The organism is uncultured Phenylobacterium sp. (genome assembly GCF_902826855.1).
GTDB lineage: Bacteria > Pseudomonadota > Alphaproteobacteria > Caulobacterales > Caulobacteraceae > Phenylobacterium.
Genome location: NZ_CADEGK010000055.1, coordinates 1 through 21177 on the forward strand (window position 1 = coordinate 1; position 21177 = coordinate 21177).

The 21177-nt window shown below is 69.5% G+C and carries 22 protein-coding genes and 1 pseudogene (1 of these 23 only partly in view); 4 read left to right on the forward strand and 19 right to left on the reverse strand.

Annotation, left to right across the window (positions count from 1 at the left end; genetic code table 11):
- Positions 1–152 (reverse strand): annotated as a pseudogene (locus tag QZV94_RS09630) (ferritin-like domain-containing protein); the annotation flags it as partial.
- Positions 153–213: 61 nt separating this feature from the next.
- Positions 214–1155, reverse strand: a complete 942-nt coding sequence (locus tag QZV94_RS09635) for a LysR family transcriptional regulator (protein WP_293677607.1) — start codon at positions 1153–1155, stop codon at positions 214–216.
- Between the two features lie 118 nt (positions 1156–1273).
- Between QZV94_RS09635 and QZV94_RS09640 the strand changes: the two genes are divergently transcribed.
- Positions 1274–1849 (forward strand): NADPH-dependent FMN reductase, encoded by a 576-nt coding sequence (locus QZV94_RS09640; RefSeq protein WP_293677608.1) that lies wholly within the window; start codon positions 1274–1276, stop codon positions 1847–1849.
- A 75-nt stretch (positions 1850–1924) separates the two neighbouring features.
- Here QZV94_RS09640 and QZV94_RS09645 read toward each other — a convergent pair whose 3' ends face one another.
- The 7 genes from QZV94_RS09645 to QZV94_RS09675 all read right to left on the reverse strand — a co-directional run bounded on the left by QZV94_RS09645 (position 1925) and on the right by QZV94_RS09675 (position 9963).
- Positions 1925–4339: an ATP-binding protein gene (locus QZV94_RS09645; protein ID WP_293677609.1), complete on the reverse strand. Its 2415-nt coding sequence runs from the start codon at positions 4337–4339 to the stop codon at positions 1925–1927.
- An 80-nt stretch (positions 4340–4419) separates the two neighbouring features.
- Entirely contained in the window at positions 4420–5220 is an 801-nt protein-coding gene (locus QZV94_RS09650) for an RNA methyltransferase (RefSeq protein ID WP_293677626.1), read from the reverse strand.
- Complete coding sequence (locus QZV94_RS09655) at positions 5214–6764, reverse strand: M13 family metallopeptidase (protein ID WP_293677610.1); 1551 nt, start codon at positions 6762–6764, stop codon at positions 5214–5216. The genes QZV94_RS09650 and QZV94_RS09655 overlap by 7 nt, the downstream gene beginning before the upstream one ends.
- Positions 6749–7327, reverse strand: a complete 579-nt coding sequence (locus QZV94_RS09660; RefSeq protein WP_293677627.1) for a M13 family metallopeptidase N-terminal domain-containing protein — start codon at positions 7325–7327, stop codon at positions 6749–6751. Before QZV94_RS09660 ends, QZV94_RS09655 begins: the two co-directional genes overlap by 16 nt.
- A 53-nt stretch (positions 7328–7380) precedes the next feature.
- Complete coding sequence (locus tag QZV94_RS09665; protein ID WP_293677611.1) at positions 7381–8310, reverse strand: NAD(P)H-hydrate dehydratase; 930 nt, start codon at positions 8308–8310, stop codon at positions 7381–7383.
- Positions 8307–9071 carry a histidine phosphatase family protein gene (locus tag QZV94_RS09670; protein ID WP_367254305.1) on the reverse strand — a complete coding sequence of 255 codons (765 nt, stop codon included), beginning with the start codon at positions 9069–9071 and terminating at the stop codon, positions 8307–8309. The genes QZV94_RS09665 and QZV94_RS09670 overlap by 4 nt, the downstream gene beginning before the upstream one ends.
- Before the next feature lie 73 nt (positions 9072–9144).
- Complete coding sequence (locus QZV94_RS09675) at positions 9145–9963, reverse strand: acyl-CoA thioesterase II (protein WP_293677612.1); 819 nt, start codon at positions 9961–9963, stop codon at positions 9145–9147.
- 156 nt (positions 9964–10119) lie between these two features.
- Between QZV94_RS09675 and QZV94_RS09680 the strand changes: the two genes are divergently transcribed.
- The gene (locus QZV94_RS09680) at positions 10120–10521 is read left to right on the forward strand and encodes a hypothetical protein (protein WP_293677613.1); all 402 of its coding nucleotides are present in this window, start codon (positions 10120–10122) and stop codon (positions 10519–10521) included.
- Here QZV94_RS09680 and QZV94_RS09685 read toward each other — a convergent pair.
- Positions 10518–11288, reverse strand: a complete 771-nt coding sequence (locus tag QZV94_RS09685; protein ID WP_293677614.1) for an SDR family oxidoreductase — start codon at positions 11286–11288, stop codon at positions 10518–10520. The genes QZV94_RS09680 and QZV94_RS09685 overlap by 4 nt on opposite strands.
- Before the next feature lie 44 nt (positions 11289–11332).
- Positions 11333–12739, reverse strand: a complete 1407-nt coding sequence (locus QZV94_RS09690) for an AMP-binding protein (protein ID WP_293677615.1) — start codon at positions 12737–12739, stop codon at positions 11333–11335.
- 43 nt (positions 12740–12782) lie between these two features.
- Between QZV94_RS09690 and QZV94_RS09695 the strand changes: the two genes are divergently transcribed.
- Positions 12783–14060, forward strand: a complete 1278-nt coding sequence (locus QZV94_RS09695) for an amidase (RefSeq protein WP_293677616.1) — start codon at positions 12783–12785, stop codon at positions 14058–14060.
- Here the strand turns inward: QZV94_RS09695 and QZV94_RS09700 are convergent.
- The 3 genes from QZV94_RS09700 to QZV94_RS09710 form a co-directional block, all read right to left on the reverse strand.
- Entirely contained in the window at positions 14046–14765 is a 720-nt protein-coding gene (locus QZV94_RS09700) for a phosphatase PAP2 family protein (RefSeq protein WP_293677617.1), read from the reverse strand. The genes QZV94_RS09695 and QZV94_RS09700 overlap by 15 nt on opposite strands.
- Positions 14766–14815: 50 nt before the next feature.
- A complete protein-coding gene (locus QZV94_RS09705; protein WP_293677618.1) occupies positions 14816–14998 on the reverse strand; it encodes a hypothetical protein in 183 nt (60 codons plus the stop codon).
- 109 nt (positions 14999–15107) lie between these two features.
- Positions 15108–16253, reverse strand: coding sequence for an L-lactate dehydrogenase (locus tag QZV94_RS09710; RefSeq protein WP_293677619.1), 1146 nt, complete (start codon positions 16251–16253; stop codon positions 15108–15110).
- Positions 16254–16409: 156 nt separating this feature from the next.
- On the opposite strand from QZV94_RS09710, the gene QZV94_RS09715 reads away from it, so the two are divergent.
- Complete coding sequence (locus QZV94_RS09715; RefSeq protein ID WP_293677620.1) at positions 16410–16742, forward strand: hypothetical protein; 333 nt, start codon at positions 16410–16412, stop codon at positions 16740–16742.
- Positions 16743–16748: 6 nt separating this feature from the next.
- Here QZV94_RS09715 and QZV94_RS09720 read toward each other — a convergent pair whose 3' ends face one another.
- The 5 genes from QZV94_RS09720 to rlmJ form a co-directional block, all read right to left on the reverse strand.
- Positions 16749–17249, reverse strand: coding sequence for a cytochrome c (locus tag QZV94_RS09720; RefSeq protein ID WP_293677621.1), 501 nt, complete (start codon positions 17247–17249; stop codon positions 16749–16751).
- Positions 17250–17292: 43 nt separating this feature from the next.
- Positions 17293–19392: an AsmA family protein gene (locus tag QZV94_RS09725; protein ID WP_293677622.1), complete on the reverse strand. Its 2100-nt coding sequence runs from the start codon at positions 19390–19392 to the stop codon at positions 17293–17295.
- A gap of 65 nt (positions 19393–19457) precedes the next feature.
- Complete coding sequence (locus tag QZV94_RS09730; RefSeq protein WP_293677629.1) at positions 19458–20018, reverse strand: sugar transferase; 561 nt, start codon at positions 20016–20018, stop codon at positions 19458–19460.
- 34 nt (positions 20019–20052) lie between these two features.
- Complete coding sequence (locus QZV94_RS09735; protein ID WP_293677623.1) at positions 20053–20502, reverse strand: hypothetical protein; 450 nt, start codon at positions 20500–20502, stop codon at positions 20053–20055.
- Positions 20503–20571: 69 nt separating this feature from the next.
- Positions 20572–21177, reverse strand: partial view of a 23S rRNA (adenine(2030)-N(6))-methyltransferase RlmJ gene (gene rlmJ, locus QZV94_RS09740; RefSeq protein ID WP_293677624.1) — the 3' portion only. 111 nt of this gene lie beyond the right edge of the window; 606 of the gene's 717 nt are visible here — the last part of the coding sequence; its start codon lies off the right edge, out of view — the gene reads right to left on this strand; its stop codon occupies positions 20572–20574.

The following is a 21177-nucleotide window of genomic DNA, read 5'->3' on the forward strand; positions in this document are numbered from 1 at the left end:
GGATCCCAGAAGTGGTCGTGGGTCGCAGAGATGATCTTGTCGAAAGCCGTCGAGCGATTGCCGTAGCGGTCCAGCTCAAGCATCGACTCGAAGTCGTCGGGCGCCACGGCCTCGTAGACGATGTCCTTGGTGATGTTCCCATCGGCGGCCATTGGCGGCTCTCCTTGCGCTTCCGACGCTGAGGTTGGCGCCAAACCGCTAACTTAACAATGCTTACTTCGCCCGCCCCGGCGGCGCCGGATGGTCGCTTCCCCAGCCCTGATGCCAGGCAGGCTCGCCCGAATAGCGCTCAGCCAGGAAGTCCACGAAGGCCCGCACCTTGGCGGCAAGATGGCGCGCGTGCGGATAGACGGCGTGCACGTGGATCAACTCCGGTTCGAAGCTGCAAAGGATGGGCGTGAGCCGCCCAGCCCGGAGGTCATCTGCCGCGGCGAAGGCAGGGGTGCGCGTGATCCCGAACCCGGCCACCGCCGCCGCCACACAGGCCTCGGCGCCGTTGAACCGCAGCCGCCCATGCACGCGCGCCTCGCGCCGGTCGCCGTGAGGGCCGAACCCCCAGACGGCGGCGTCCCGCGCATTGCTGTCGAGGATCGCCTCGTGCTGCGCCAGATCCTCCAGCGCCATCGGCGTTCCGTGGCGGGCGAGGTAGTCCGGCGCGGCGCAGGTCACCAGGCGCACCGCCGCCAGCCGCTTGGCGACCAGGGACGAGTCCGTCAGTTGGCCGATCCGCACGGCTACATCGAAGCCTTCCTCGACCAGGTTCACGAGCCGGTCGGCGAAGGCCACGTCCACGGCCAGAGCCGGATAGGCGGCGGCGAAGTCCAACAGGGCCGGGACCAACTGCCCCTTGCCGAACGACACTGGCGCCGAGACCTTCAGCGTCCCGGATGGTCCACCCTGGTCGCGCACCGAACTCTCCAGGGCGTCGAACCCTGCGAGGAGTTCCCGCGCGCGCTCAAGGTAGGCCTGCCCGGTGTCGGTGAGGGAGACGTCGCGCGTCGTGCGGTTCAGGAGACGAGCACCCAGCCGGTTTTCCAGCCGCGCCACCAGCTTCGACGCCTGCGCCGGCGACACCACCAACTTGCGCGCGCCTTGCGTGAAGCTCTTCGCTTCGGCAACGGCGGTGAAGGCGCGGATTTCGTCCAGCCGATCCATGGAATTGTTTCCCAATCGGCGACAGTCTTCCTCGATATCTCCCAATTATCAACAGTCAGGCCCGGCGCCATCTTCCGCTCACGCCGCTAGCAGCGACACTCCACCCAAGGAAACTCACATGCCCCAAGCTCGCACCGTCGCCGTCCTCGTCGGCTCGCTCCGCAAGGATTCGGTCAACCGCAAGACCGCCGAGGCGCTCGCCGCCCTGACGCCGGATCTGAAGTTCAATTTCGTGGAGATCGGCGACCTGCCGTTCTTCGACCAGGACCTGGAGTCCGATCCCCCCGCGCAATGGGTCCGCCTGCGCCAGGAAATCGCTGCGGCGGACGCAGTGTTGTTCGTGACGCCGGAATACAACCGCGGTCTGCCGGCGGTGCTGAAGAACGCCATCGACGTCGCCTCACGCCCCTATGGCCAATCCAAGTGGAACAGCAAGCCCGGCGCGGTCATTAGCGTCACCGCCGGAAGCCAGGGCGCCATGCTCGCCAACCACCAGCTGCGCAGTTCGCTGGTCTTCCTGAACGTGCCGACGCTCCAGCAGCCGGAGGCCTATATCTCCGGCGCGCTCAGCCTGTTCGACGACAAGGGCGGACTGATCAAAGACAGCACCACGGAATTCCTGCGCGCCTACGGACAGGCATTCTCGGCTCACATAGAGCGACACCTCGCCGAGGCGCCCAGCGCAAAGGCCTAAGCTCCAGCGAGAGGACCGGAGGCCTTCGCACCGCCCGCGGCGTCCACACCCGTCGCCGAGGGTCTCCGGATCCCCCTAGGCCACCGCGCTCTCGTCGCTGTCATCCACGTCGCCGTCCACGGCCCGCTGTACGGCGGCGTAGAGCCGCTGCGCCTCAATGGGCTTGGCGACGAAGGCGTCCATCCCGGCGGCCAGGTATTCGCTGATCTGGTGGCTCATGGCGTTTGCGGTCAGGGCCACGATCGGCGTCCGGGCGCGCCCTTGCGTGCGTTCGCGGGCGCGGATCAGGCCGGTGGCGCTCGGACCGTCCATCACCGGCATCTGCACGTCCATCAGGATCAGGTCCCAGGGTTCGCGCTCCCAGGCCTCGACCGCCTCGCGGCCGTCCGAGACGATGACCGGCTCGATGCCCACCTGAGCCAGCAGGGTGCGCAGCACCAGCTGGTTCATCGTGTTGTCCTCGGCGGCCAGGATCCGGATCGGGCGAGCGTCGGTCGGCTGTGGCTTCGGCTTCCGGGGTTTGGCGGGCCTCGCCTTCGGCGCGGACCGGGCCACCTTCTTCATCGGCAGCTTGACCGTGAACGTCGAGCCGTGGCCCGGCGCGCTCGTAGCGCTGATCGTCCCGCCCATCAGCTCGGCCAGCTCGCGGCATATGGCCAGGCCCAGGCCGGTGCCGCCAAACCGCCGCGTCGTGGAGACGTCGGCCTGCTCGAACTTCTGGAACAGGTTCGCCAGCTGCGGCGGCGTCATGCCGATGCCTGAGTCGAAGACCGTGAACGACAGGCCGTCGGGCTCGCGCCCGATGCGCACCTTCACGCCACCCTTCTCCGTGAACTTCAAGGCGTTGGACACCAGGTTCCAGAGGATTTGCCGCAGGCGCACCTGGTCGCCCTCGTAGACTCCGAGAGCGGCCTTATCGAGGCTGAGTTCGAAGGAGAGCCGCTTGGTCTCGGCGATGGCCTGGAAGGTGGCGTGGACCGTCTTGGCCAGCGCGCCGAGCTCGAAATGCGCCTGTTCCAGGGCCAGCTTGCCGGCCTCGATCTTCGAGAGGTCCAGGACGTCGTTGAGGATCGCCAGCAGGCTTTCGCCCGACTGGTGGATAACGTCCAGGCGCTCCTTCTGGGTCGGCGTCAGGTCCTTGTCGGCGGCCATCGCCTGGGCCATGCCCAACACGCCGTTCAGCGGCGTGCGGATCTCGTGGCTCATCGTGGCGAGGAAGGCGCTCTTGGCGCGGTTGGCGGCCTCGGCTTCCTCCTTGGCCTGGACCAGCGCCTGTTCCGCGGCCCTGCGCGCCGTGATGTTGCGCAGCGCGCCCACCAGGCGGATCGGTTTGCCGTCGTCACTCGCGATCAGCTTGCTGGTATTGAAGGTCCACACCTCTTTGCCGTCGTTACGCTGGATGCGGTACTCGGGCTGGTAGGGTGCGCCGGTGGCCCGGCAATGGTCCCACAGGGCCATCACGTTGGGCCGGTCGCGCGGATCGACCCTGCTCCAGATGTCCTTGCCCAGTTCCTCGTAGGTGACCGGTCGGTCGAAGACCGTGGCCGGATCACCGACCTCGATCAGCTCGTTGCGGACGTAGTCCATTTCGTAGACGTACAGATCGGCAACCTCGAGCGCGAGCTTCAGCCGGTCCTCCGACCGCTCGGCCCGCTCAAGGGCCTCGACGATATAGGTGATGTCGTAGGAAGTGATGATCAGGCCGCCGACCGCGCCGTCATGCTCGTACCAGGGCGCTAGCTCGACCTTCACCCAGCTGGTCCCCCCGTCCAGGGTCGGCACCTGCAAGCGCTCGATGGAGAGCGAGTGCCCTTCCAGGCAACGGGTGATCCCTGACCGCCACTGCTCGAACATGTCGGGGCGAAGTTCGTAGAGAGTCTGGCCGACGACCGGCTGGCCGGACAGGCCGCGGGCGGCAAGCCAGGGCGGGCTGGCGTAGAGCAGGCGCGCCTCGCAGTCGGTGAGCACCATCGACAGCGGCATCGCCTTGACGATCGCCTCCATCGTGCGCTCGTAGCCCATGGAAGCGCGCCGGGCCTTCACCCGGGTCCACTCGTCGGCCACGAAATCGGCCAGGTCCTGCAGTCGCGCCGCGAGGGTGCGGTCGAAGGCGCGGGGCTCCCGGCCTCCGACCCAGAGCGCTCCGGGGGTCGAGCCGTCCTCGAGCCGAATCGGAGCGCCGGCGAAGAAGCGCGCGTAGGGCGGGGTCGCCACGGTTGGGATGTCTCGGAAGCGTTCGTCGAGGCTCAGATCCTCGATCCAGAGCGCCTCTCCAAGGCGCATCACCTCGCGAACGCCGGCGGCATTGCCGGACGTGCCGTCGGTGCGCGGACGCGAGCGCCAAAGGCCGCGCTCGCTGATCAGGCTCACCTGAGCGTGGACACCGCCGAACATCGAGCGCGCCAGTCGCGTGGCGCGGTCGAAGACCGGTCCGGACTGTTCCAGACCCGGCGGCATGGTCATGGCGCCCGGCGCCCCGTCGACGGTCATCTCTACCCCCGGAGACCCACGTCGTTGTGGGCCTGAGGCCGGACGTTGCCTCGGCGGTGGTTAAGCTCGCCTTTAAATAACTACGTTCGCCCCTTGTCGAGGTGGTGCAGGACGATGCCGCTCGTCGTCGCCACGTTGAGCGAGTCGAAACCGCCGGCCATGGGGATCCGGACCGTCTTCACCCGAGAAAGAAGGGCCGCGGGCAACCCCGGCCCCTCGGCGCCCAGCAGCACCGCGGCGCGCGTCCCCAGGCTCAGGTCGGAGAGGACGGTATCGCCCGCCGGCGAGAGGGCGGCGACCTCGAACCCCGCCGCCTGCAGCAGGTCCAGCATACGCGCCGCCGAGCCCGCTCGCGCGAACGAGACCGTCAGCGCCGCACCCACGCTGACCCGGATGGCCTTGCGGTAGAGGGGATCGCAACAGCTGTCGTCCAGCAGCACGCCGGCCGCTCCGAAGGCGGCGGCGTTACGGAACACGCCGCCCATGTTGTCGTGGTTGGCGATCCCGACCAGCCCGACCACCAGCGCGCGGTCGGGCAGGCGTGCGAGCAGGTCAGGCGCGCTGAGCTCCGGCCGCCGGACCAGCGCCAGGATGCCGCGATGGATGGGAAAGCCGACCACCTGATCCATCGCAGGCTGCGCGGCGGCGTAGACCGGCGTCGCCGGCGGGAGGCTCGCCAGGATCCCTGTCAGGCTCTCTACGCGGTGGGCGGCGACCATCACCGAGACGACAGCGCCCGGGTCGGCGGCGATCGCCTTTTCCAGCACCACGCGGCCCTCGGCGATGTAGAGCCCGGCCCGGCCGGCCAGATCCCGTTCCCGAACAGCGCGGTAGGGCTCCAGCCGCGGATCGTCCGGATCGCTGATGTGAACGGCTACCAGATCTCCACCCGCTGGGCTGGCTCCAGGTAGAGCTTCTGGCCGGGCTTAACTCCGAAGGCCGGATACCAGGCGTCGAGGTTGCGCACAGTCAACGCGCGCCAGGGCGCCGGGGCGTGGACGTCGGTCACGATCTGACGCCGCAGCGCCGCCTCCCGGAACTTGGCGCGGTAGTTCTGCGCCCAGCCCAGGAAGAAGCGCTGGTCGGCCGTGAAGCCGTCGATCACCGGCGGCGGCGCGCCCTTGAGAGACAGGATGTAGGCGTCATAGGCCGCCGCCAGGCCCGCCATGTCGGCGATGTTTTCGCTCGACGTGAGCTGGCCGTTGATGCGGACGCCCGGCAGCGGCTCGTAGGCCGAGTACTGGTCCTGCAAAGCCTTGGCGCGCGCCTTGAAGGTGGCCATGTCGTCCGTCGTCCACCAGTTGGCCATGTTGCCGTTCTCGTCGAATAGCGCCCCGATATCGTCGAAGCCGTGGGTCACTTCGTGACCCAGCACCCCGCCGACCGCTCCATAGTTCACCGCCGCGTCGGCGTCAGGATCGAAAAAGGTCGGCGCCAGGATCGCCGCCGGGAACGTCACCGAGTTCTGGCTGGGCGCGAAGAGGGCGTTCACCGTCTGCGGGGTCATGAACCACTCGCCACGGTCCACCGGCTGTCCCAGCTTGGCGAGGTTGCGGCGATATTCGAACAGGCGGGCCCGATGCGCGTTGCCATAGGCGTCGCCTCGGACCACCTGCAGGCCGGAATAGTCGCGCCACTTGTCCGGGTAGCCGACCATCACGTGGAAGTTGGCGAGCTTCTTCTTGGCTCGCGCCTTGGTCTGCGGGCTCATCCAGTCGAGGCTGTCCAGTCGCTGACCGAACGCCTTCAGGACGTTGTCCGCCATCTCCTGGGCCTGGGCCTTGGCCTCCGGCGGGAAGTAGCGCTCGACGTAGAGTTTGCCGACCGCCTCACCCAGAGCGTTGGAGGTGGCGTTGACGCCTCGCTTCCAGCGGTCCTGCTGCTGGGGCGTGCCGGACAGCGCCTGGCCGTTGAACGCGAAGTTCTCGTCCGCGAACGCCTTCGACAGGAACGGGGCGCCGTTAGAGATCGTGTGGAAGGCCAGGTAGTCCTTCCAGGCCTGGATCGGCCAGGTCCCGGCCAACCTCGAGATGCCGGCGATCGCCCCCGGCTGCCAGGCGCCCAGCCGCGGCTGGTCGGCAAGGCCCGCGGCGGTCAGGAAGGCGGGCCAGTCCAGCCCGGGCGCCCTCGCGGCGAGCTCGCTGCGCACCCAGACCATGTTGCCCTTGGCGACGTCGGAGGTCTCTTCCACCGACACGTGGACCTTGGCGATCGCCATCTCCAGGTCCATCACCCGCTTGGCTCGCGCCTCAGGCTCGCTGAACCCAGCCAGCCGCAGCATGTTCGCGACATGGGCCTGGTACTTGGACCGCAGCTCCGCATAGCGCGGCGCGTCTCCCAGGTAGTACTCGCGGTTCGGCATCCCCAAGCCGCCCTGCAGAAGGTAAGGCCGGTACTTGGTCGTGTCGTTCAGGTCCTCGGCCACCCACAGGCCCAGATGCGCGGCGTGTAGTAGTTGGTGGCGTTGAGCACGTCGACGTCGGCGCGGAGTTGGCCGCCCAGGGCCGCCGAGAGGTCCTTGCGGGTCCTGATGGCCGCGATCTGCTCCAGCTCCGGCTTCAGGGGCTCGGCGCCCAGCGCCTCGATCCGCGCCTCGTCCATGAAGCTGGCGAAATAGTCACCGATCTTACGCGCGTCGGAACCCTCTGCGTTCGGCGTCTCGGCGCTGGCCTCGATGATCCCGCGGATGCGGGCCGCCGTCTTCTCGGCGATCACCACAAAGCTGCCCACGCTGGAGCGGTCCGGGGGGATCTCGGTCTCGTCCACCCACTTGCCAACCGCATAGCGGTAGAAGTCGTCGCCCGGCGCCACCGACCTGTCCATCCCGGCCACGTTGAAACCGAAGGTCCCGACCTCCGGCTTCGGCATTGCCGGTGGGGCCGGCGGCGGAGCGGCGGCGATGCGCGCCGGCGGCGGCGCCTCGGGTACAGTCGCGCAGGCGGAGAGCAGCAGGATGGCCGAGGCGGCGGCCAGCAGGCGGACGGTCATACGCACGAAAACTCCCTGAAGCGCCGTCAGACGCGCATGGTTCGTGCCGCTTCTTACACTTTCCAGGGCAACTGGCGAGCGCCCGCGGTGGAGTGTGGGGCGGTTGACGTCAGTTCGGCGAGGGCGGGCGCGATCTCGTCGAGCAGCTCGCGGGCGAGGAAGCCCAGGGGTGCGATCCGTTCCGCCAGCCGCCGCCCGCAGGCGCCGTGCGCGTAGACGCCCCAGCAGGCAGCCTGCGCGGGCGCCGCGCCGCGGGCGAGCAGACCGCCGATGACGCCGGCCAGCACGTCGCCCGAACCGGAGGTCGCCAGGCCCGGCGAGCCGCCGAGGTGCCGCCAGGCCCGGCCGTCCGGCGACACGACATAGGTCACCGCGTTCTTCATCACCACCACCGCCTGCAGCTCGGCGGCCAGGCCGCGCGCTGCCGACACCGGGTCGGCCTCCACGGTCGCGCGCGCGCAATCCAGCATCGCCGCCATCTCTCCGGCGTGCGGCGTCAGCACCAGCCGCCCCCCCTTGCGCCGTGCCGCCTCAGGCGCGCGGGCCAGGCCGACCATGGCCGCGGCGTCGACCACCAGCGCGCACTCCTCGACCAAGGCCAGTCGCTGCGCCAGGGCCCCGGCGGCCTCCTCGTCCAGCATGCCTGGCCCGATGACCACGGCGTCGCTGCGCTGCGCACGGGTCGCCAGCTCCTCCGCTCCCTCGGCGGCCAGCTCGCCGCCGGCAGTCTGTGGCAGACCGAACACCCGGGCCTCCGGCACGGACAGCCCGAGCGCGATCGCCAGGCTTTGCGGCGTCGCCAGCTGCAGCTTGCCGGCCCCGCTGCGCAGCGCCCCCACCCCTGCCAGGATCAGCGCGCCCGGCACCTCGACGCCGCCGCCCGCGAGCAGCACCCGTCCGCGGGCATCCTTGTCGGTCGCAACCCCCATCCAGGGCAGCGGCCAGTTGGCCAGAAGTTCCTGGCTGACCTCCGTAAAGCTCATCGCGCCGCGACGATGGCGTCGGGCATGCTGGTCACCTGCGCACCTTGCTCGATCAGGGGGGCTACGAAGTTGTAGTCGTGCAGCCTCAGGACGCCATTCGGACCGGCGGCCGCGTCCAGTCGGTATTCAGTGACCGCGCAGTTCGCCACGTCACCTGCCCGATCGATGGCCAGGATCTCAGCCTCCGTCATCTCCTCCAGCAGGTAGCGCAGGCAGAGCACCACCACCTGGTGGCTGACGACCAGCACGCGGCGGCCCGCGTGGTGCAGCGACAGGGTGTCCAGCGCCGATCGCAGGCGCAGGATCACGTCGCACCAGCTCTCCCCGCCGGGCGGCCGGTGGTAGAACTTGCCCAGCAGCCGCCGGAACTCGGCCTGCTCGGGGTGCCCTGCGGCGACCCCGGCGGTCGTCAGCCGGTCCAGGATTCCGAACTCCTTCTCGCGCAGGCGCTCGTCCGGCACCTGGCGATGGGCGTCCGGCGAGAAGCCGCCGCACTCGCGCACGATGTCGGCGGTGCGCAGCGCCCGCAGGTAGGGGGAGGACAGGACCACGTCGGGTCGCTCGTGCTCCGGCAACTTGCCGAACCAGTCGCCCAAGGCGCAGGCTTGGCGCGCGCCCAGCTCGGATAGCGGCACGTCCACGTCGCGCTCGGCGATGTCGATGTGGGTCACCCCGGCGTTGTGAGCCAGGTCTCGCGCGACGTTCCCCGCACTCTGTCCATGCCGCACAATCCAGAGCCGTTCCGGCCACCGTGACGCCACGCCTTCACCCTGCAGCTTCGCCTTCGAAGCAACTGCAACGCCACGGAAGCCGAACGGCTCCCGTCGTAGCGGATCAGCGGTCCTCGGCCTGCTCGCGAACGCGAACGATGACCGACTGGCTGGCGGTGGCCATCAGTTCCCCGTCGCGGCTGTAGAGGAACATAGTCCCGTGGGCGAACCCGCCATGCACGCCCAGGATGCGAATATCGCAGAGCACCCACTCGGTGGGCGTGACATTGCGGATGCGCAGGGTGTTGTCGAGGCTGTTGCCGCCGGCGTTCTTGCCCAGGGCATTGCCGATGCCGGAGGGGACGAGGTCCGCCATGATCGCCAGCATGGTGGCGTCGATGACGTAGTCGCCGCGCGGGCGCGCCCACAGGACCGTGCGCCCATCCGCGGCGGGATTGCCTTGCCGGTCCTTGCCATAACGGCCCTGGGCTATGCGCACCTCGAGGCGGGTATGCAGGCCCTCGCCCGAGCCCCGCCAGTGCTCGGCAACGTCGCAGTCCTCCGGCGGAGCAACGTCGGGCAGGTTTGTCCACTGCGCGGAATAGGGGCTCTCCCGGCGGCCAAGCGCGGCGTTGACCGTGATGATCTCCCTGTCGTCCACGTGGCTGATCACCCGCGCCTGGGTTGTGTGCTTGCCCTCCACCGGCGTCCAGACGTCGATATCCACGACGCTGCCGGGGCGAGCATAGTTGAGGTACTGCGCCGTGGCCCAGATCAGCGGCCGCTCGCAGGTTCGCTCCATGGCCGCCACGGCGGAGGCCAGACCGACCCCGCCGAACATGAACGCGCTCCCTGGCGGGCCAACGCAGATCGAGGGGTCCACGGGAAGGAACCAGCGGTGCGGATTGTGCGTGGCGCGCAGGTCGAAGAAGAGCTTGTCCATCCCGCCACCTGACACCCCGTCCGGCGCCGGACGCAAGGCCCATGGCCAAGCCACACGCATGGTCGCGCCACAGGCTCGGCGAGCCTTTTGTGCACGCCTTCCTAACCATGAAATTTAAGCCTGAAGTGACGGCTCAGGTTTACGACGATCACCCAGATGTTCGCTCCGATCGCCAGCACGCTCCGCGCCGCCAGCCTCCCGCGTTCCCTCTACATGGGCGCGGCGACGATCATGGGCTTCGTGGTGCTGGCCGTCTCGCTCAGTCCGTTGGCCGAAAGCTTCATCGCCCGGGTGTTCTTATTCTACATCGGCGCGCTGGCCGCCTATGGCCTGCTGCCGTTCGTGCGGCGTGGGGACATTCCGCTGGTGGCGGCGTGGGTGGTGCTGCTGAGCGAGCTCGCCCCTTGCGTAACGGGGCAGCTCATTTCCCCGATCAAGGTCACAGCCGACATCGTCGGCGTGGCCATGGCCGCCGGGCCGATCTACGTCGCGCGCCTGCGCCAGGTGCTGCAAGGCGACACGCGGCCCGAGGGCCGGCGCGCCTCGGAACTCCGCTAGAAGTTCGCCCGCCGCGAGATCGCTCCGTCCACCACCATGTTGATGCCCGTGGTGAACGCCGAGCGTGGGCTGGCCAGGAACACGGTCGCCGCAGCAATCTCCTCCGGCGTCGCCATGCGCCCGGTCGGATTGCGCTTCAGCATCTGCTCGAAGAACGCCGGCGCCCCCGCCTTCACATTCCCCCAGACCCCGCCCTCGAAGAACACCGTGCCTGGCGAGACCACGTTGCACCGCACCTTCTTCGGCGCCCCCTGGCGGGCCACGCCCTTGGCGAAGTGGATCTGGGCGGCCTTCATGGCGCCGTAGCAGTTGGGGTCGTCCGTCTCCGCCGCCGACACCGACGAGGTGATCAGGAAGGCGGCGTCGCCCTTCGCCTCGGCGGCCTTCTCCAGGAACGGCCGCGCCGCGTCGAAGCTGCGCACCGCGCCCATCATGTCGATGTCGAACATCGCCTTCCAGTCGCCCTCGGCGTTGCCCTGCACCAGGGCCGAGGCGTTGGAGACCAGGATGTCGATGCCGCCCAGCGTCTCTCCGGCCTTGGTGATGAAGGCCTTCAACGCCGGCCCGTCGGCGATGTCCACCGCCTGACCGAAGGCGCGGACGCCGCGGCCCTCCAGCGCCTTCACCGCTTCCGCCACCTGTTCGGCATTGCGTGCGCAGATCGCCACGTTGGCGCCTTCGTCGGCGAAGCATTCGGCGATGGCGCGGCCGATGCCGCGTGTGGCGCCGGTCACGACGGCGGTCTTGCCCTTCAGCTGCAGGTCCATCCCATTCTCTCCCAATCTGCTCGGGCGGGACCCTGCCCGAAACCTCAGGCTTCGAACAAGCCCGCGAAGCGCTGCCGCAGCAGGTTCTTCTGCACCTTGCCCATGGTGTTGCGCGGCAATTCGTCGACGAACACGATCCGCTTGGGCGCCTTGTAGGCCGCCAGCTGCGCGCGGGCCTGCGCGATCATCGCCGCCTCGTCACCCTGCCCCATCACAACCGCTACGACGCCCTCGCCGAAGTCCTTGTGCGGCGCCCCGATCACGGCGCTCTCGGTCACGCCCGGCAGCTCGTCGAGCACCAGCTCGACCTCCTTGGGATAGACGTTGTAGCCGCCGGAGATGATCAGGTCCTTGGCGCGGCCGGAGATCCACACACGCCCGTCGGGATCGCGCCGCCCCACGTCGCCGGTGATGAAGAACCCGTCGGCGGTGAACTCCTCGGCCGTCTTCTCCGGCATCCGCCAATAGGCGGAGAACACGCTGGGACCACAGATCTCGATCACGCCGGTGTCCTCGCCCCCGCCGATCCGGAGTTCCACGCCCGGCAGCGGATAGCCTACCGAGCCCGCGATTCGCTCGCCGGCCAGCGGGTTGGTCGTGATGATGACCGCCTCGCTCATCCCATAGCGCTCCAGGATCCGTTGGCCGGTGCGGGCCTCGAACTCCGCGAAGGTCGAGGGCAGGAGCGGGGCGGATCCGCAGATGAAGACGCGGACCTTGTCGGCCACCTGGCGCGTGAACCCGGGACTGGCCAGCAGCCGGGTGTAAAAGGTCGGCACCCCCATCATCACCGTCGACCGCTCGAGCCCGGCCAGCACTTCGGCGTCGGCGAACTTGGGCAGCCAGACCATCGGACAACCGGAGAGGAAGGCGCAGTGCAGCGCCACGAACAGGCCGTGGACGTGGAAGATCGGCAGAGCGTGCAGCAGGACATCGTCGGGCGTGAACCCCCAGGCCTCGTGCAGCGCCAGGGCATTGGCCGCCAGGGCGCCATGGCTCAGCATCGCGCCCTTAGACCGGCCGGTGGTGCCGGAGGTGTAGATCAGGCTCGCCAAGTCGTCGGCCTCACGCGCCACGCTCACCGCCAGCGTCCCGGCCGATCCTGCCTCGGCCACCCAGGCCGGCGGATCGGTGACGAACACCTTCGGCTCGGCGTCGCCCAGGAAGTAGTCCACCTCGGCGCGGGTATAGGCGTTGTTCAACGGCAGGAAGACCGCGCCGGCCTTGAGCACGCCCAGATAGACCATCACAGCCTCAGGCGACTTCTCGGCCTGCAGCGCCACGCGGTCGCCGGGCCCGACGCCCTCCGCCACCAGCCGGCCGGCCACCTGGGCCGCCCCCGCCTCCAGCGCTCCGTAGCTGATCTCCGAGCCGTCGCTCAGCAGGAAGCAGGGCTTTGAACGGTCCGCAGGGAAGCGGCTGGCCAGGAGGTCGTAGAGGTTCTGGGACATGGCCCCCTTCCCTAGCCGATTTTCAGCGGCGATTGTCCAGGCCATGATCCCCGACGATGCCCTGGCCCGCATCCGCCGTTACGACGGCCGCCTGAAGGCCTTCGTGCGCGTGTTCGATCCGCCGCTGGCCGGCGAGGTCGAAGCCGGCCCGACCATCGCCATCAAGGACCTGATCGACATCGCAGGCGTCCCGACCGGCGGTGGCGCCCGCGTTCCGCTGGACCGCAACCCGGCGCGCCATGCCGTGGTCGTCCAGCGCCTGCTGCAGGCCGGCTGGAGCGTGGTCGGCAAGACCCACACTGTGGAGTTGGCCTACGGCGGCTGGGGGACGAACCGGGCGGTAGGCGCGCCGTGGAACCCCTGGGACGCCAAGATCCACCGCGCCCCCGGTGGCTCCTCCTCGGGCTCCGCGGTGGCCGTCGCCGCCGGCCTCTGCGACGCCGCGTTGGGAAGCGACACCGGCGGCTCGGTGCGAATCCCGGCCTGCGTCTGCGGGGTCGTCGGCCTGAAGCCCGGTCGCGGCCTCGTCAGCCTGACCGGCGTCCATCCCCTGGCGCCATCCCTCGACACGGTCGGCGCTCTTGCCCGCGATGTCGCCACTGCCGCCCGCGTGCTGGCGATCATATCCGGCCCAGACCACGCCGCCGCCATCCGCGGCCCGTTCGACGCCGAATCCGCGCTTACCGCCGACGTCCGCGGCCGCCGCCTGGCCGCCATTCCCCTCGACGGCCTGGGTGAGGTCGATCCGGACGTGGGGCGTCTCTACCTAGAGGCGCTCGACCGGTTCCGCGGCGCCGGGGTGACCATCGACATGGCCCGGCCGCCGCACACGTTGGAGGAGTCGTTCACCCCCAACGGCCTGCTCATGGCCGGCGAGGGCTGGCGCGCCTGGGGCGATCGGGTGGCCGCCCACGGCGAACTCATGGACCCGTGGATCGTCCGGCGGCTCGAGGCAGGCCGCGACGTCTCGGAGGCTAGTCTGGCGGAGGTCCATAGGCAACGCGCCCAGGGACAGGCCGCGTTCCACACCTGGCTGGCGGGCTACGACGCCCTGCTGTCGCCAACCTGCCCGATTCCGGCGCCGCCACTGGCCGCCGTGGACGAGACCGTATCACCGCTCAGCCGCCTGACGCGGGCGGCGAACTACCTGGACCTGCCGGGCGTCAGCGTCCCCTGCGGCCTCACCTCGGAAGGCTTGCCGGCAGGCCTGCAGATCCTCGGCAACCCGCGTGACGAGGAGACTGTGGTGGCCCTGGCCGCAGCGTTCGAGAGGGTCAGCGGCTGGGATGGGCGCGCGCCTGACCTGTCAGGCTTTGCCTGAGTCCTGCCTAGGCGCGCCCATTGCACGCAGCGCCACACCACCGGCCAGCGCCCAGAGCGCCCCCAGGCACCAACCGGCGAGCACGTCGCTCGGCCAGTGGACCCCCAGGTACACCCGGCTGAATCCCACCGCCACCAGCAGCGCTCCCGCGAGCCCGTAGGCCAGCGCCTTGGTCCGCCTGCGCGTCTCCAGGCTCGCCACCAGCATGGCCAGCGTCAGGTAGGTCGCCGCCGCCAGGGTGGAGTGGCCGCTGGGAAAGCTGCCCGAGTAGACATAGACATCGTGCGGCACGAGGTCGGGCCGCGGCCGGGCGTAGAGCGACTTGGTCGTCTCGCTGGAGATCCAGGCCAGGAGCACCGCTCCGATCATCACCAGCGCGTGGCGACGGCGGTTGTGGAACAGAAACGCCAGCACCGCGACTATCGACACCAGGGTCACCACCGTCGTGCCGCCGAGCCCGGTGGCGTCGCGCACAGCCTCCTCGATCGCCTGGGAGCCGATAGGATTGTTCAGGTCCCCCGGCGTACGCAGCAGCAGGAGCAGCCGCCGGTCGATGGCGTGCGTGTCGCCTTCTACGACCTCGCTTCCGATGTTGAGGAAAGCCCACAGGCTGCCCGCCGCCAGGACCAGGCCCAGCAAAACTTGCGTCTCGAACCGCCGCACGAACCGCCAGACGCCAGCGATCGGACGCACCCACTTGGTCATGCCAGGAAGCTAAGGCGGCCCAGCCACGGCCACAATGACCGTTGGCGGCCTCAGGCCGCTGCGCCGAGGTCCATGCCGGCGTTGCGTAGCATCGCGTTTACCGCCGCTAGGGCCGCGTCCTGGCTGGTATGTGCGCCATCGGCCACGGTCACGCCGTCTTCGTCGAATACCCGCCAGCGCCAGCCGTCCTCGGACTGGCTGAGGGAATAGGCGAACGACGGGTCTTCACGCATATCTGGCCTCCAGCGCCTCGGCTGGTTGAACACCCACACAAGCAAGAGGTTTCGCACTGCACAACGAGATTCCCGCGGATGCGAATTGTGCTCGCGCGGAAGGCGACTCTCAGCGCTGGTCGAGCAGGGTCCGCCCAGCCTGCCGCGCCGATGTGCAGCCTGTCAGGATCATGGCCACGGCCAGTTCCGCACGCAGGATCTCCAGCATCCGGGTCACCTGGGCCTCGCCGCCGGCGCCCAGGGCCCAGGCCCAGGCGCGGCCGACGAAGCAGGCCTTGGCTCCCAGCGCCAACGCCTTCAGGACATCCAGCCCCGAGCGCACGCCGCCATCCATAAAGACCTCCAGGTCGCCGCCGACCGCGTCGGCGATCCGCGGCAGGGCGGCGATCGTCGAACTCACCCCGTCGAGCTGGCGGCCGCCGTGGTTGGAGACCACCAGCCCCTGCGCGCCCGCCTTCACCGCGTCGCGCGCGTCCTCCACGTCCAGCACGCCCTTGATCACGATCGGCCCGTCCCAGACCTCGCGAACGAAATCCAGGTCTTTCCAGGTCACCGAGCGATCGAAGTTGCGCCCGATCCAGGCCATGTAGTCGGTGATCCGCCGCCCTTCGGTGACCGCCGCCTGGACGTTGCCGAGGGCATGCGGCCGGCCCTTCATGAAGACGTCCCAGGTCCACCCGGGGTGGAGCACGCCGTCCTTGGCGCGCGTCAGCATCGTCTGCAGCGGCGTGGCGCCGGTGAACCCCGAGCGGACGTCGCGGTAGCGAGATCCGGGCAGCGGCAGATCCACGGTGAACGCCAGCACCGGGCAGCCGGCGGTCTTTGCGCGACCCAACAGCTCGCGCATGTAGCCGCGGTCCTTCAGCATATAGAGCTGGAACCAGGGCGGCGTGCCGGCCGCGGCCGCCACTTCTTCGATCGAACAGAGGCTGACCGTCGAAAGGCACATCGGAATCCCGACGCCGGCCGCGGCCCGGGCCGCCTGCGTCTCACCGCGCCGCGCGTACATGCCCGCCATGCCCACCGGGGCGAGGCCGACCGGCATCGTCAGCGTCTGACCCAGGGTCTCGACGCTCATGTCGATGGCGCTCATGTCGCGCATCACCCGCTGGCGCAGGGCGATGGCCTCCAGGTCGGCCACGTTCCGCCGCAGCGTCTCTTCCGCGTATGAGCCGCCGTCGATGTATTCGAAGAAGATGTGGGGCAGCCGCCGGCGCGCCAGTTCGCGAAAGTCCGAGACCGAAGCCGCGCGCATCGAAGGCCCTCCCGCCGCCGGGTTTTGTGAAGCGCCCGCCACGGCGGCGCAAGATGGAAGCAAAAACCCGCGATCCGCGTTGGACGTCACCGGCGGTCGCGCTAAAGGGCTGTACGAGAGACCGCCGAAAGCGGATCGGCAGGAACGGAGACAGCGGTGAGCGACCGGATCGAACGACCCTGGGCCCTGATGCGCCACCACGCGGGCTGGGCCGACGTTTTCCACATCGACAGCGAAACGGCCGATCACATCACCGGCTTCTATCCGGACCGTGAGACCGTGGGGCCGCCGGTGAACTACTCCACCCGCGCCGTCCTGGCCCGCTACCCGACCATCGAGGCGGCCCGTGCGGCGCGCGAGGGCGCGGTTTCGGAGTGGCGCAAGCACGACGCCCTAGTGCGCGAGGCGGAGTCCAAGCTGCACGACGCCGAGAAGCTGCGCGAGGACGCCTGGCTCAACTCGCTGCGCGACGCCGCCAACCGCGCCTAGCGGCGACTACATCTTCCGCCCGCTCCGGTAGGTGTCGTGACAGGCCTGGCACGCCCCGCCCACGGGGCCGTATTGGGCCTTCACCCCGGCGACATCGCCATTCGCCGCGGCCTGGCTTAGCTTCAGCGCCTCCGCCTGCAGGTCGGCCGCCTTGGCGCCGAAGCCCGCCGCGTCGGTCCAGATGTTGGCCTTGGCCCCGCTCATGGGGCGCGCCTCGACACCGCTGCCGCGCGGGAACCAGGAGGGGATGGCGTCGGCCATCGTGGCCACCATCCTGGCGCTGGACGCCAGGACCGCCTTGTCTGGCGCAGACTTCTTCAGCTCGTCCCCGACGGCCTTGAAGGCCTTGTCCAGTTCCTGGAAGTGGTCGTGCCGCACATAGGCCGCGCGCTGAGCCGGGGTGGGGTTCTTGGGCATCGGGTCGTCGTGGGCCAGCGCGCCCGCGGCTGTGACGGCGGCGCCGAACCCCACCGCGAGGGCCGCACCCCTGCTGATCCAAGTCGACATGGTCCTGCTCCCTGTCGCAAACATCGGCTGGAGCCTTGCGGGCTCAGCGACCGGCCGTCAACGTCTTGGCCGCAACCGGCGCGCCCTGCCGGCTGGCCTCCGCGATCAGGCCCGCGCAGTTGGCGTCCTTGGCCAGGCCCGGGTCGATGAATGGCAGGATGGCCGCCAGCGGGTTGATCCCGCCCAGGAGCAGGCCGCCCGCGCCCTGCGCCATGGCCGCGCCCGGTTCCACGCCGATCTTGGCCGCCGTCAGCGGTCCGGTGACCTTGATGGGCAGCAGCACCCGCACCAGCCGGAACTTCTTGTTGTGGCCGCGGAACTTGAAGTCCATCCGCTCGGCGCCGAGGTTCACCGTGCCGGAGCCCTTGATCAGGACCGGCCCGGTGTCGACCACGATGTGGCCGGCCCGCATGACGCCACCCTTGGTGTCGAACGTGGCCACCGCGCAATGGACAGGCGTCATGTCCTTCTTGTTCAGGAGGCCCAGGCCTTTGACGACATTGACACCGGCCAGTTCGGCGAACGCCTTGCGGATCTCCCCGCCCGGCGCAACGACCACGACCTGGCCGTCGGCGTTGGCGAAGGCCTTGTGCAGGCTGTTGCCTGCCCCCGACAGCTTGGCGCGGCCAACCACGGCCCCGGTCAGCGGCGCGGCGCCGTCGTACTGCAGCGGCAGGATGCTCTCGATCCGCGCGTTGGAGAGGCGCAGGTCCATGTCCGTCACCGGCACGGCGTTGCGGGCATCCAGCCCGATCCGGCCCGACACGCGGCCCCGCGAGAGGTTCAGCTCGACGGGGTCGATCTTGAGCAGACCGGCGTCGAGCTTCACCCGCGCAGAGCCCGACGACAACTTCACCGGCGCGTCGCGAATCGAGAGGGCTTTGTAGGTCACGTCGGCGTCCATGGCGCGGATGCGGGTGACGTCCAGGGTGGCGTCCGGCAGCACCCGCTGCTGGGCGCCCAGCTTGGCGTGCATGGCCTTCTGCTCGGCCGACGCGGTCTCGCCCGGACCCACCGCGGGCGAACCGCCGAACAGGGCCCCGATGTCGTCGAAGTCGAGACTGTTGGACTGGAGGTCGGCCTTCAGGAACAGCCGCTTGCCGCCCGTCTCCAAGGTCATGACGCCAGATAGGTCGCTGTCGCCGACGCGGCCGCCGATGTCGGTGATGCGCCAAGTGAGGCCGTCGCGGGTCAGCTTGCCTCGCAGGTTGTAGGGTGGGGTGTTGGGCAGCGCGACGCCGGTAAGCAGGAACAGCGCCGCCATGTCCGGCCCGCGGCCCGTGGCCGTCATGTAGAACTGGCCCAGGTCGAAAGGCTGCGGGATCGCGCCCCGGGCGGACAGATAGGTGTCGCCGGCGCGGATCTCGGCGTCGAATGGATACGGCTTGTCACGCTCGATGTTGATCAGCGGGCCACCCGTCACATCCATGCGGAACGGAGCGCCGTTGATCGTGCCCTTGCCCAGCAGCCCGAAGCCCTTGTTCTCGGCGCCAAGCCGCTCGCTGGCGTTGATCGTGCCCTCGAACTTCAGCTTCCGCATGAGGTCCAGGAAGACCATCCGGCCGTCCTTGATGACGAAGCTGTGGATCGGCGGCAACTTCATCGGCGCCTGCACGCGGCCGTCGGAAAAGTCCCAGGTCTTGCGCCCCTGGGCATCCGCGAACAGCGCCACGTTGGGCCGGTCGAAGCGAAGGACGCGAATATCCGTCCGGCCCAGGAACAGCGGCAGCAGCCGGACCTGAACGGTGATCCGCTCGGCGTTCGCCATCTCCTTGCCGCCGGCCCACGCCGGGTTGGCGATGTGGACCCCGTCGACGGTGACCCAGGGCTGCCAGGACCAGACGTTGGCGTTGAGGTCCCCGGTGATGGTCACCTGGCGGTGCAGGCGCGCCGATGCGACGCGCTCCACAGGGCCACGGAACCAGTTCCAGTCCCAGAGCGCGAAGAGCACGGCGATGGTGATCGCCAGGAGCGCCAGGACCACGCCGACCCACGACATCGTGCGCCGGCTGGGGCGCTTGAACCGCGGCGCGGTCGGGTGCGCCAGCCGTTCGCGCAGCGGCCGCCGCTGGCCAGGAGGAACACGGTCGGCGGGCGCGCGGGGTCGGCGGGGCTTGGGCGTCTGGACGGGTTGCTGGCTCACGGGCAGTCTCCGGGAGCCCCCACAACGCATGGACTCCGGGAGCGTTTCGCTGGAGCGTGAATGACTTAGTGGCTGACGCCCCGGGCCGTGACCGCCGCCAGGGCCGTGGCGACGATAATCCGCAGGTCAAAGCCGAAGGACATCCGCTGCATGTAGTCGCGGTCCAGGCGCACCTTCTCCGGGATCGGCAACTCGTCGCGGCCGTTGACCTGGGCCCATCCGGTGACCCCGGGGCGCAGGCGCTCCACTCCGGCCTCGGTGCGCAGGCGGATCAGGTCGGCCTGACTGTGGAGGGCCGGCCGCGGGCCCACCAGGCTCATGTCGCCGCGCAGCACGCTCCACAGCTGCGGCAGCTCATCAAGACTCGTGCGGCGCAGCAGCCGGCCGATGGGCGTGATCCAGCGGTCGGGGTCCTGCAGAAGGTGGGTCGCCACGTCGGGGGTGTCGATCCGCATGGTCCGGAACTTGGGCATCAGGAACTCGGCGTTCCCACGCCCTACGCGCCGCGACCAGTGGATCGCCGGCCCCCGGCTGCCCAGCCGCACCAGAAGCGCGAGCAACAGCAGCAGCGGCCAGCCGAACAGCAGGCCTGTCAGGGCGACGGCGATGTCGAAGGCCCGCTTCAGCACCGCCCGTTGTTAGCGCCGCTCGAGCTGGCTGTCAGGCTTCGTCCGGCAAGGCCGACTTGCGCGTCCGTGCCTTGGCCGCCAGGTCGGGGGCGGGAGGCGCCGGCTCGGGGACGGCCTCCAGTATCGGCGCGGGCTCGGGGACCTCGGCGGGATCGGACGCGGCGGCCAGCTCCGGCGCGATCTCGCTCACCGGCTCCAGCGCCGCGACGGGTTCGGCCATCGCCTCCAACGCGGCGATCGGCGCCTCGGCGATGTATTCCACGAGGGCCTCGGCGGCTTCCAGGACCGGTTCCGTCGCAGGTGCGGCGGCGGCGAACATGGCCTCGAGGTTGGCCGGTCGGGCCCAGCGGGTCATCCACCAGAAGGCGACCCCGCCGGCCGCCGCGCCGGCGAAGTAGGCCCAAAGGGGCGATGCGGCGCCGACCATGTAGTTCGGCAGCGACTTCGGTTCCGGCACGTGAGAGGTCTCGGGATAGGCCATGGGGGTATCCTTGGCGGAAGGGATGGTGCGCCGCAACATAGCACTAAGCTTGGTCTCGCAGTTGCGAAGTTATTTTGACGACAGCCCGTAGACCCGCGCCGCCCCCTCGGCGCCCAAGACTTGCGCGACCCAGCCGCAGATCGAGGCAAGAGGGACCGTCAGGTCCGGGCCATCCACCAGCACGAGGGCGCAACCGTTCATCTTCATCGGGTCGGCGAGCGGGCGCATACGGCATTCCGCGACAATCATCGGCGCGGCGACCTCGTCCTCCAGGTCCCGCAGGAACGAATCCAGGGTCTCCAGGTCCTTGATCGGTAACCAGACCAGCGCCTGGGCCCGCCGGTTCTTGCGGCGAAGGGCGGCCAGGGTTGCGACGACGCGGTCGTAGTCGTCGGGCTGCTCGAAGGGCGGGTCGATCAGCACCAGTGCGCGGCCGTCCCTCGGGCACTCCGCCACCGCCGTCGCATAGCCATCCCGGCAGAGGGTGCGAACATCTTCCCGGCCTCGCAGCAACCCCCGCAAAGCCTCGTGCTCGTCCGTACGCAACTCACACGCGATGTACTGGTCCGCCGTCCGCAGCGCCTGGGCGATCAGCCACGGCGAGCCCGGATAGCGCTGTACCGCGCCGCCGCCGCTCAAGCCCGATACGATATCGACCAGCGGCGCGAAGTCGGC